Here is a 12,558-nt window from a genome sequence, read left to right on the forward strand (position 1 = left end):
ATTTCATATCTTAAACCTTCAGCATCATATCTACTAACTAAAGTATTTCCTTCTTTAGTTATAGCCTTAACTTGTTAATTAAACAATTAATTTCAAAAGCCACCTGAAATTAATCAAGTGGCTAATAAATCCTTAATTATATCTTATTCATTATTTTTTCAACTTTTAGTAACTTTCCTAATTCTCCAAGTGATTTTATCTTTTCTAACGCTTCATCTATTTCAACATCCTCTATCAATACAAAAGGTACATCTTTATATCCTTTCAGTATCTCAAATGCAAGATATTGTATATCAAATACTTTTTCTATAATTCTCAAATCACTTGACCCATTTTTAGGAGGTTCGATTAATATCACTCTTCCTAAATCCTGTTCTTCTTCATCCTCCTCATCTTCCCAATCACTATCTTTTGCTCCATCATTTATCCATTCTATAAAACTTTCGTTAACTAGAGTTGAATATTTAGGATTTAACACACCGGAATCTACTTGTAAAATTGCTAAATCACTTTCATCTGCAGCCATTAAAATAAACTTTCCGCCCCCGTTACTTGCAATAGCTATATATCCACTTGCATATTTACTAACTTTATATTCTATATTCATTTCTACAAGAAGTTCTGTATCAAAAATTTCCATTCCATTTTCTACTGATAAGCCATTAGACATCTGTAATAAATTTCTATATACTTTTGGTAATTTATATCCTAAAGCGATTTCTACTTTTTTAATTTCATCTAATTTTGCTGGTTCACGCAATGCATAATTTAAATTATCTAATTTAATCATTTTTTAAAATCCTCCTATATTGTCAAAATATCTATAAGCTTCTCTAATAGCTTTTTTAGCATATTTACATTTAGCACCTGCTTGTATCAGTTCTTTATATCCCATATTAAATTCATGCACTATATCAGTGTTAAATCCTTCAATACTCCATCTTTCACTTTGCAACGCTGAAATTTTAGAGTGTATTTCTCCTTTTCCTGTTCTTAATAGTATCGTTGGTGCTTTATAACTGCTATATTTTTTTCCTGTTGCTTTTTCCCATTGTTTTGCCCATTCATCTTGTATTGGATGATGCGCTTCTATTAAGCCATCTTGTTTTGTATGTGCGTAGCCATTAGCACGATTTCCGCCTTTTCCTGCTTTACTATATTTATCTATATCATAAGTCTTATACCCTCCATTTTTTAGCTGACTTTTTGCTGCTCTTGGTGAAAATTCAATACCAGATCTTTTATTTATCTTAGAGTGTAATTGTTCTGACGTTAATCGTCCATGTTTCTGTCTTAACTCATCTAATCTAGATTTACTGGAAGATTGAACTTTACTATCACAGTTCTTATATCCACTAGGATCAAAATACCCCACCGGATTATTCCCACAATAAGCATAAAGATTTAACCCATCTCCCCTATAAACATCTTCCTGAGTAAACCTACCAATCACAGGATTATAGAATCTAGCTCTCAAATAATACTGCTGAGTTATTCCATCAAATTGTTGCCCTGTATAAGTTATCCTATTATGAACATCTTCTCTACTATCTAAAACATTACCAAAATCATCATAAGAATATTCATTCTTTATTCCCTGCTCTTTATCTGTAATAAATATTGTACTGCCTTGTTCATCCTGACTATAATAATACCTGTTTAAATTATATTCTAATTCTGAATTTAAATCTTCATTATTACTATCATTAATATCAGCCGCAACAATTTCATAACCTCTAACCAATCTAGAAATTGCCTTATAATCTTTATCTGTTTCAACTAAAGCATTTTCCTTATGGAATATAAACTTAGTTAACTTTTCATTTTATTCAATTTCAAATCTTAAACCTTCAGTATCATATCTATTAACTAAGGTATTACCTTCCTTAGTTATAGCCTTAACTTGCTAGTTCAACAAGTTATTTCAAAAGCCACCTGAAATTAATCAAGTGGCTAATAAATCCTTAATTACAGCTTATTCATTATTTTTTCAACTTTTAGTAATTTTCCTAATTCTCCAAGTGATTTTATCTTTTCTAACGCTTCATCTATTACAACATCCTCTGTCAATACAAAAGGTACATTTTTATATCCTTTTAGTATCTCAAATGCACGATATTGTATATCAAATGCTTTCTCTATAATTCTCAAATCACTTGAACCATTTTTAGGTGGTTCAATTAGTATCAATCTTCCTAATTCTTGTTCTTCTTCCCCATTCTCCACTAACTCGTAAGGATCAATAGCTCCATTATTTATCCATTCTATAAAATCTTCTGCAAACGGTTCTGCATTAATGGGATTCATGTCCCCACAATCTACGCTTATTACTTCTTTTGCAGTTTCTTCTGTATGCATTAGTAGAAAATCATCACCATCTCTAAGCCCTATGGATACATATCCCTCTGCATATACTTGAACTTCATAGGTTCTATTTCTTTCAAGTATCTCGGCTGTCCCAAATATTGATACAGTTCCATTTGTTAATAAACCATTAGTTACAGCTAAAAAGTCCTTATACTCATTTGGCAATTTAAATCCAAACTCTTCTTCAATTTTGATTACCTCCTCTTTAGTTGCTGGTTCATATAATGTAAAATCTGAATTATTAGTTATATTAATCATTTAAAGTCCTCCTAAACTTTCAAAATATCTATATGCTTCCCTAATAGATTTTTTAGCATCTTTAGGGTTAACACCTGCTTTTATCATTTCTTTATATCCTATATTAAATTCATGTACTATATCAGTATTAAATCCCTCACTACGTCTTCTTTCTCTCTAAAGTGTACTTAATTTAGCATGTGCCTCACCATAATTACTTCTAAGGAGTATTCCTGGTGCATTTCCTCTCACATATTTTATACCATTTCTTTTTCCCCATAACTTAGCCCATTGATCTTGAATCGCATGGTGTGACTGTACTTGCCCATCTGCTTTTGAACGTGAAGACCCATTAGCTCGATTATCATTTATACTATTTTTCCTATGTTTATCTATATCATTTGTTTTATATCCCCCATTTTTTATATACTTGTTTTCTGCTCTTGGTGAAAATTCAATACCAGATCTCTTATTTATCTTAGAGTGTAATTGTTCTGACGTTAATCCTCCATGTTTCTGTCTTAACTCATCTAATCTAGATTTACTGGAAGCTTGAACTTTACTATCACAGTTCTTATATCCACTAGGATCAAAATACCCAACCGGATTATTCCCACAATAAGCATAAAGATTTAACCCATGGACTCTTTATATATAGCCGTTATAACTCTAGTTGTTAATAATCAATAATTTAAAATGTTACATAAGTATTATAAAACTAGACCAGTAAATCCTTTAACCGACAAGCAATCTTTAATTGCACTTTACGATAATATTCTTAAATTAATACTTGGAATTATAAAAAATAATAGAGAATATGCTCCTAATAAATTTTTAGAAGTCATAAACTAAAGCTACTTGAATTAAAAATAGAACTGGAAGGAATGGTTATTAAAAACAAGACCTTATGACTTATATCCAGTCTCGGAGAATATAAAACCGGCCATTCCATTAAGATTGTGCACGATGGAACTTTTGATTAAATTCATTGAGAAATGAGAGGGTTGATCTAATGTAAAACTGTAGTACTCCATAAGTCTATATAATTAAATTTTGAACATCTACACGATGTTCTATTTTTCATGCAAAATACAATTATCTATTATTATAAATTACATAGAAATACTTAATTCATAAGCTTTGTTTTATATATAAATTATAAATGCTAGAGTATTTTTAAGAATACTCTAGCAAATCAAAGATTTTTTTAACTTATACGAAAGAGGTATTAGCCCCTCTGAACTTGTGAATGGAAACGGTGCTTTCTATTATAGTCTTTTATTAAGCACTCTATTGAAATACTTCTTAATCATAATATCCCTTTTCAAATATAATAATAGATTCTACAGGTTCTTTTGGTTCATCTTCTGCAAAAGGTGCATAAACTCCAATCCCATATTTTATTGATGTAAACCCATTATCATCAAAATCAATTGTATTATCAATAACTTCAAAAAATTTCTTTATATTATTGTAAGGTTCTCCCATTAATGATTTTCCGTTAAATGTAATTTTAGCTATCTCAAAAAATTCAATAGCTTCACACTTATCTTCTTTGGTATAGTACACATGGCAGTATCCAAAGTCATCTGTTGAAGTTTCACTAATTGGTGTTTTTTTAAATTCTTTAAATTTATTATCAAAACATTTCCTAATATAATTTCTAGTCTTTCCTAACTTCAAATATCCTGCTCCAACATAAGAGCTTATTTCTAAATTCATTTATACTCCTCCTCATTTTCATGGTCTCTTTTTCAATAATTCATCAGTTAATGGTTTCTTTTTTAATAATTCATCAGTATACTGTGTTAATTCATCTATCCCCCCATCATATTTAGCACCAAATTTTGACTTTACATCATCAAAATCCATTTGTTGTGCTTCTTTAAACTTACCTTGTTCAATCAATTTCTTCTGAGCGAGCCTATGGGCTTTTGCTTCTTTTGAACTACCACAACTTGCTGTTTTTCTATGATCTGGCTTTTCCATATTTAATGCTGGTCCTGAATACATGCTATATGGACTAACAGAATTTGCTGGAATATGATGGTTTTCGCCTCCATTTTTAGGTACTGTACCATATGCCCCTGCAATTTTAGGTGATGATAAACCTACTAGAATTTTTTCTTCTACCAATTCTACTTGCCTGTCTTTACTATCACATTCCATATATCCACTAGGATCGTAATACTCCACAGGATTATTCCCACAATAAGCATAAAGATTTAACCCATCGCCCCTATAAACATCTTCCTGCGTAAATCTCCCAACCACTGGATTATAAAACCTAGCTCTCAAATAATATTGCTGAGTTATACCATCAAATTGTTGCCCTGTATAAGTTATCCTATTATGAACATCTTCTCTGCTATCTAAAATATTTCCAAAAGCATCATAATAATATTCATTTCTAACTTGCTGCTCTTTATCACTAATATAAATTGTACTACATTGTTCGTCTTGACTATAGAAGTATCTATTTGAGTTCGATTCTAATTCTAAATTTAAATCTCCCTCAGCAATATCAGCCGCAACAACTTCATAACCTCTAACAAATCTAGAAATTGAATTATAATCCCCATCAGTTTCAACTAAAATATTTTCCTTATGGAATATAAACTTAGTTAACTTTTCATTTTCTTCAATCTCAGATCTTAAACCTTCTGTATCATATCTACTAACTAAAGTATTTCCTTCTTTAGTTATAGCCTTAACTTGTTGGTTTAAAGTATTATATTCAAAATTGGTATTCCCATCTTTTGCTTCTTCTTTTATTGTATTTCCTTGTTTATCATAAGTAAAGTAATTTATTTCATTTTTATTGTGTAATTCTTTTAACTGATTTTTTACATTATAAACATATTTATCAGTTATATTATTTGTAGTTTTGCTTAGTCTATTTCCTACCTTATCATAGTCAAAACTTTCTTTTCTTCCATCATAGCTAGAATCTTTTAATCTATTCATGCTATCGTAATCGTAGAAATTTTTATGCTTTGAGCTCAGCTTTTGAAGTCTATTTCCATTTAAATCATAAGCATAATTATAATCTACTAATACTTCTCCAGTTGATGATATTGTAACTAAGCTTTGAACATTTCCATCACCATCATAAGTATAATCTGTTTTTAAACCATTGCCTACAGTTAGTGTTTTAACATTATCATTTTTATAATAATCATAAACTGCTAAAGAATTTTCATTGTTATCTTTTATTTCTTTAACTCTGTTAGCCTTATCATAACTATAACCACTGCTCTTTCCTGTAATATCTTTTATAGTTTTAATATTATTATTTCTATCATAAGTATAACTTATTAATGTTTTTCCAGATGCACTCTTAGATTCTAAAATACCTTCCTTATTATATGTGTAATTATACATCATATTTCCAGTGTAGGCATTATTCAAAGTTCCATCTGGATTATAGTTGAATCTTTGATTTATAAGGTTTAGCTTATACTTATCTAAATCTTCTATTACTTTAGGATTTTGCTCTTCTAATAATTGCTTTTCTTTTTGCCTTTTTATTCTTTCTGTAAACCTATTATGACTAGGTGCTGAAGGTTTTGTTAATGCTATGTTTTTAACATTTTCTTCTTCAGCTTGTTTAGCATCTATCGCCATTAATTCTTGGTTTACTGTATAAGCTTTTAAATCAATAATATTTCTATCAATATTGTATTTTCTATCTACATGATTTTGATTTCTATCAATGTGTTTAGTTAAATTCCCTTCATTATCATAATAGAAATATTCGCTATTTCCTTCTTGATCTTTTATTTCAGATACTTGTCCTAGGCTGTTATAGAAATATTCTACAGTTCCACCATTTGCATCAGTGGTACTTGTTATATTCCCTGCAAAATCATAAGTGTATTTTTCAGTTCCACCTTCTGGTGTTTCTATTTGAGTTATTCTTCCCCAATCATCTAAGATGTAGCTAGTTTCATTTCCATTGCCATCTGTTATTCCAGTAATATTTCCCCTAGCATCATAATTATAACTTTGAGCTATTTTATTTTCTTTTTTAGAGTTTGGAGTTGTTATATCTTTTATTTGACCAAGTAATGTGTAGGTATATTCTACTTTATTATTTTCCCCATCAATTGAAGTTTTTATATTTCCTTTAGGGTCATAAGTATTTTGAGTTATAGTTTCCCCTAATGCATTTTTAACTTCAACAACTTGTCCTTTTAAGTTATAGACATATGTTGTTCCTACTCCATTATCTTTAGTTTCATCATATTGCTCTGGAAGTACTTGTTTTATTATTCTATCATTTCTATCATAAAATAACCTCGTTGTATTCCCTGAAACATTAACAAAATGAGTAAGTCTATTTTGAGAATCATAATTGTAAGTCTTTTTCTTTTCATATTTAGCTTTATCTTTAGCTTCTGTTCCTGAATATTCATTTAAAGAAACAACGTTATTAGCTTTATCGTATTTATAAATATTACTTCTAAATATTCCATTTGCTTCATCTTTTTCATATTGCTCTATAACTCTATCAATTTCATCATAAACTCTTTCTATTTTATAGCCCTTTGGAGTTATGATTTTAGTTATATTTCCATTTTTATCATATTCATAACTTGTAATTGCCCAAACATTTTTCCCTTTAGTTTCTGGGGCTACAAACTTACCATTGATTTCTTCTTTCTTTTCTATTAAATTTCCTACTTTATCATAATTGTAATGAATTATTTTATTTGTAGTTCCATTAATTTTAAAGCTTTCATAAATCTTATTATTTAAGCAATCATATTTATATAAAGATTTTGCTCCATATTTATCTTTTACTTCAATAAGCCTATTTTCTTTGTCATATTCAAAGTAAATTTCATGGTAATAGTTACAAACTTCATCTTCTTCTACTAATTCAGTTCCATGTTTTTCTAATGTCTTATTACTATTTTTATCATAAGAATAGCAAGTTACATTATATTTAACTTTCTCAACCTTAATTTTATTTGTAGGTTTATTTTCTTCTGCTAAATCTACTTCTTCAGCTGGAACTCTCTTTTCAATCAGATTTCCAAATAAATCATATTTAAATAAGCTTGAATTTCCTTCACCATCAATTTCTTTTATCATATTTCCATGAAGGTCATATTCAAAGGTTTTTTCTGCAATTCCTTCTTCATTTATTATTGAACTTAATCTATTCATAGCATCATAAACATAACTATATCCTAATCCATTATCTGTTTCAACATTATAATATTCTGGGCTTATATGTCTTATAACATTTCCATTTGAATCATAGAAAAATCTTTCTATTCCCCCATCTGGATATATAGTTTTTATTTTTCTATTATCTTTGTCATAGACATATTCTACTCCAAGACCATCTTTACTATCATCATTATAATAATTAGGGTTTATTTCTTTTATTATATTTCCTTCGCTATCTCTTATGCTTTTTTCTACAATTCCTAATGGATTTTTTATGCTTATTAGCCTATCCATATGGTCGTATTTATATTTATAGCCTTCACCTTTAACACCGCTGTTTGGCGTATAAAGACTTACTAGATTACCCATTTTATCGTAATTTTTTATTGTTTTATTTCCACTAGCATCTTTAATTTCAGCAACATAATTTAAATTATTATATCCAAATTCTATAGTCCCATAATCTGTCTTTATCTCAGTATTTCTTCCTACTTCATCATACTCATATTCATACTTATATCCACTGTTTGTAAATACTCTTACTGGATCTTTTCCTTGTTTTCCTTCTAAGAAATTTCCTAAGTCATATTCATATTTTGAAGTATTTCCATTACCATCAGTTTTACTTGAAATTCTTCCCTTAGAATCATATGTGTAACTTTCAGTTTTCCATTCTCCAACTGAAATCTTTGTTTGCTCTTTTATTAAATTACTTTCACTATCATAATCATAAATAATCTCTTTTCCATTGTTATCTGCTTCTTTTATTAGGTTTTCATTTTCATCATACGTATATTCTGTTTTTAACCCATTTGGCAGGGTTTCCTTAAGTAAACTTCCAAATTCATTATATTTTCTATGAGTTTCAAAACCATTTCTATCTTTTATATAAATCTTATTTTCATAATCATCATATTTATATTCTTCCGCACTTCCATCTTCATAAAATACATGTGTTATTAGTCCATCTTTATTAAATCTTGTTTTTTCTGTTCTTTGACTTTTATTGTAATAGAATGTTACTTCTTTTTTAGAATCATTATAAGTTATATTACAAACATCATCATTTGGAAAATATTGACTTGCAACTCTTCCTTTTTCATCAAAGAAGTTCTTAGTATAAGTTTGTCCATTTTGGTCTGTTATGCTGCTTATATATCCTTTTTCATCATAAGTATATCTTGTTATCCCTTGATCTACATGAACAACATGAGTTAAATAATCTCCATCATATTTATATTGAACTGTTCTATTAAGTTCGTCCCTTATTTCAATTACTTTTTTATCTTTATATGTGAAGAAAAGCTTATAATTTGAGAATGTTGTTAAAGTATCTATATTTTCTCCAACATAAGTTAAGCTAAGTTTATTATTATGCTTATCAGTTATATCAATAAGCTTACCTAGATTATTATATCTATAAGTTTTTTTATCTTGGAAGGATTTAAATATCCAATAATTTTCTTTTCTATCTAAAGCGTAGATTCTTGCTCCGCCTTTATCATTTACCCATTCACCATCAAGCTGATAAAAGGTTTCAACATGACCATCTGAGCAAAGTACACAAGCCTTTTCTCCTACTACGCTAAGACAAGTTTCAAAGTTATTTGTCCAGCCATATCCAAGTAATCCTACTCTATTATTTACAGATTCATATTTTCTCTCTATCTTAAATTCTTCATGAATATCTGGTAATACAATATCTGTTGCTGGAATATATAAACTTCCTGTTGCTCCATCTACTGGGTCAGAAAAACACACTTTGTTCCCCACATACTTCTTTAAAAAGGTACTTGTAAGGTTGGCATCTCCTGTAGTAGCTAATTGACCTGCCATGTCTAATGCAACATCTGAAGCTAATCTAATTTTACCTAGTGTTTTACATGAAATCTTCTTAGCTTTCTCTAGATTTTTAATATTCTCTAGTTTTTTAAATTTATTCATCGCACCAATATTTACACATGATAATGATGCAGAAGTTGCAGCTGATTTTACATAACTCATTACGTCATTATCAAGTTTTCCATTATCAGCATAATCAGCTAGTGCATTGAAAGCAACATCTCCACCTGCATCTAATGCTGTCTTTAATAATACTTCACTAGCCGCTCCTCCTGTTGCAACCGCAAGTATCACACTTGATATAAGAACTGAACCATACTTTACAATATTATAAAGTGTTTCATTTCCACCACACACAGTATCCCGCATAAAATTATAGGATTTCGAGAAATCTGCACTTTGCACTTTACTATAATCTGATAGACCCTCACCAATTTCTGATGCACCTGCTGCGGCTGCTGCCATACCAACCCCTAAAGCTACAAGTGCCCATCCCCCAGTTAAAACTGTAGCTGCTGCAATTAGTACCCCTACACCAATAGCTAAAGCAATAGCTCCAAATCCTATTTTACTTTTAGCTTCTTGAAGTTTTTCTTCCACATAAGCTTTAGCCCCATTATTAATTTCCTTTATTTTATCTTCATCTTCATCATTTCTATTTGCTATTTCAGCTGGTAATTCTACTGAATCTTTAATAGCTCCCTCATATTTAATTACAGGTCCTTGGATAAACATTTCCTCACCCATTTGAATTACAAGTGCTCCACCTTTAGATATTTCTATTTTACTTTTAGCTGAAATTTGTATGCTCTGTGGTCTAAAAGCCGGACCATCTCCACCACTAGTTCTCATTCCAAGCTCTAAATTTTCTGTAGCTGTAAAATTTATGTTTTTTCCATTAATAGACACATCTCCTGATTTAGATAAGTTTAAATTTACCCCACCACTATCATCTGCTGTGAAATTCATATCATTTGGTGTTAGCTTCATTTCGCTTCCGCTTGAATGAGAAAATGATTTATCATCTGGATTTTGTGTTTTACTTGCATACTTTGCAGCTCCATCTGCACTTCTTACTGCATGAATTGCAATTGCGTCTTTTTCTTCATTAGTTGAAAAATAAATATGAACTTTACTTTCTTTTTCTGGCATACAATACCAACTACTGCTTTCTATGGCATATGTGAAATATTTTTGATTTGAGTAAGATTCACAAGCTTCATCTATCTCAAAATGTACACTCATAGTGTTACCTTGTACATCTTTTACGGTTGCCGGAATGCTCATTCCAAAGATTTTATGATTAACCTTAGATATACTTCTAAGTCCTCTTTTTAATCCTAATGTATAAATGGTTCTAAGTTCTTCTTTATAAATTTCAGTATGAATTTTTGCTACTACGCATTTAACATTATTAAATAAAATTTCTTCTCCCAGTATTAATTCCTTAGCACTTATAATATTCCACTTTGTATATTCTTGAATAAAATTATCTTGCAAATTCATAGCTTCGCATTTATTATAATTATCAATATCTTTTACAACTTCATATTCATCTAAAACTATTTCTTCATTGTTATTAATCTTTGGTATTCCAAAATGAAATCTTCCATAATCCTCTGTACATTCTGAAAGTAATACCCCATTAAAATGACTTGCGATTCTTTTTAAAAACTCCCAATCAGTTTCTTCGTATTGAAGTATAAATTCCCCTATAGCTTCCCCATTAGTTATATTATCAGTGAAACTTTTACTTGAGTAAGGTTCTAAAACCTTATTTATAACTTGCTTATATGTCATATCTAAATCACAAAAAGTTCTGCTATTTTTCTTAATATCAAACTCTTTTGTACAAGAAACACATTTTAGTTCCATAATATGAAGTCCACCTTCATATGACATATGAACTTCCTTTATTTTTCCTACAAATATCTTAGTTTCTTCGCTTTGTCTTATTACTGTTATTTTTTCTTCACTAACGTCATTATTTATATACTGTGATATTTTGCCTTCTACTATTAATAATTTTATTTCTAAATAACTATGATCATTAATAGGCTGTATTATATCTATATCTTCCACTTGAATTGCTTCATAAGGTATTTCTATTTTAAGATTCTTATATGTAAGTATCATATAACTCCTCCTTGCCCTTTATTATTCCATTTGCCCACTTGTATATAATGTAATGTGTCCCCCATATGAACATTCAAGGGTGCATTTTCCAAGTAATGATGGTTTCCCATCAACAAGAACATCCTCCTTGCCATCTATCCACTCTGTAAATATTTGAGGAATACACTTTCCTACACATTTTGATAGTAAATCATCACTTACTTCATAAGATGGTTCTTTAGAAAATAAATCCATAACTTTATCCATAAAACTTTTCGGTCTTTCTTTAATATTCTTCATTATTTCCTTAGCAGCTTCTTGCACTGCAGGATTCTTTGGACTATTACATATACCAAAACTTCTTATATTTATCTCAGGCTTGCTATCACCTACGTTTAACTGATAATTTCCATGTATCAATTCTCCATGACTTATAGGAAGCACAACATAACTTTCATGTATTGCACAACTACAAATAATAACTGCAGTATGTAAAATATAGCTCTTTTTAAGTTCTTCCATTCTCGCGGCTTCTACTTCTGCTGCTTTTTTTTCATCATCTTTTTTTTGATCTTCTGCCGCTTGTGCCTCATCTGCTTCTTGTTTTTTTCTTTCTTTTTCAGCAGCATGCTCTTGAGGTGTCATATTAAGCCAGTCGCCTGCTTTTTTAATATCCCTATTTAAATATCCACCTACATTCTTTGCCATAGTAGCCATTTGAGATGCTGACTCTACTGTATCTTTTACACCTTTTTCCACTTCCGTTTTAGCCGTTCCTGCTATAGTTCCATATTGTTCTTCATTTTCACTTGCCAT

Annotated in this window: 7 protein-coding genes and 1 pseudogene; 1 reads left to right on the forward strand and 7 read right to left on the reverse strand. The window is 29.7% G+C overall.

From position 1 onward, the window contains the following. Positions 1-136 precede the first annotated feature (136 nt). From BLS77_RS06725 to BLS77_RS20745, 4 genes and pseudogenes are all read right to left on the reverse strand, one after another. Positions 137-790, reverse strand: coding sequence for an SMI1/KNR4 family protein (locus BLS77_RS06725; protein ID WP_089967208.1), 654 nt, complete (start codon positions 788-790; stop codon positions 137-139). A 3-nt stretch (positions 791-793) separates the two neighbouring features. Next, on the reverse strand, positions 794-1,744 hold the full coding sequence (locus BLS77_RS20145) for an RHS repeat-associated core domain-containing protein (RefSeq protein WP_207648677.1): 951 nt from the start codon (positions 1,742-1,744) through the stop codon (positions 794-796). 224 nt (positions 1,745-1,968) lie between these two features. Further along, entirely contained in the window at positions 1,969-2,625 is a 657-nt protein-coding gene (locus tag BLS77_RS06735; RefSeq protein WP_089967210.1) for an SMI1/KNR4 family protein, read from the reverse strand. Continuing rightward, a pseudogene (locus BLS77_RS20745) lies at positions 2,626-3,081 on the reverse strand (hypothetical protein). It lies immediately after the preceding gene. 219 nt (positions 3,082-3,300) lie between these two features. Between BLS77_RS20745 and BLS77_RS19835 the strand changes: the two are divergent. After that, positions 3,301-3,456, forward strand: a complete 156-nt coding sequence (locus tag BLS77_RS19835; RefSeq protein WP_175490801.1) for a hypothetical protein — start codon at positions 3,301-3,303, stop codon at positions 3,454-3,456. Between the two features lie 453 nt (positions 3,457-3,909). Here the strand turns inward: BLS77_RS19835 and BLS77_RS06745 are convergent, their stop codons facing one another. Genes BLS77_RS06745 through BLS77_RS06755 form a run of 3 tightly spaced genes read right to left on the reverse strand, consistent with a single transcriptional unit; the run spans position 3,910 to position 12,558 of the window. Further along, a complete protein-coding gene (locus BLS77_RS06745; protein ID WP_089967212.1) occupies positions 3,910-4,326 on the reverse strand; it encodes a hypothetical protein in 417 nt (138 codons plus the stop codon). A gap of 18 nt (positions 4,327-4,344) precedes the next feature. Next, complete coding sequence (locus BLS77_RS06750; RefSeq protein WP_089967215.1) at positions 4,345-11,763, reverse strand: RHS repeat-associated core domain-containing protein; 7,419 nt, start codon at positions 11,761-11,763, stop codon at positions 4,345-4,347. 21 nt (positions 11,764-11,784) lie between these two features. Continuing rightward, on the reverse strand, positions 11,785-12,558 hold the full coding sequence (locus BLS77_RS06755; RefSeq protein ID WP_089967217.1) for a DUF4280 domain-containing protein: 774 nt from the start codon (positions 12,556-12,558) through the stop codon (positions 11,785-11,787).

The sequence above is a fragment of the Clostridium gasigenes genome (assembly GCF_900104115.1).
GTDB classification, from domain to species: Bacteria; Bacillota; Clostridia; order Clostridiales; family Clostridiaceae; genus Clostridium; species Clostridium gasigenes.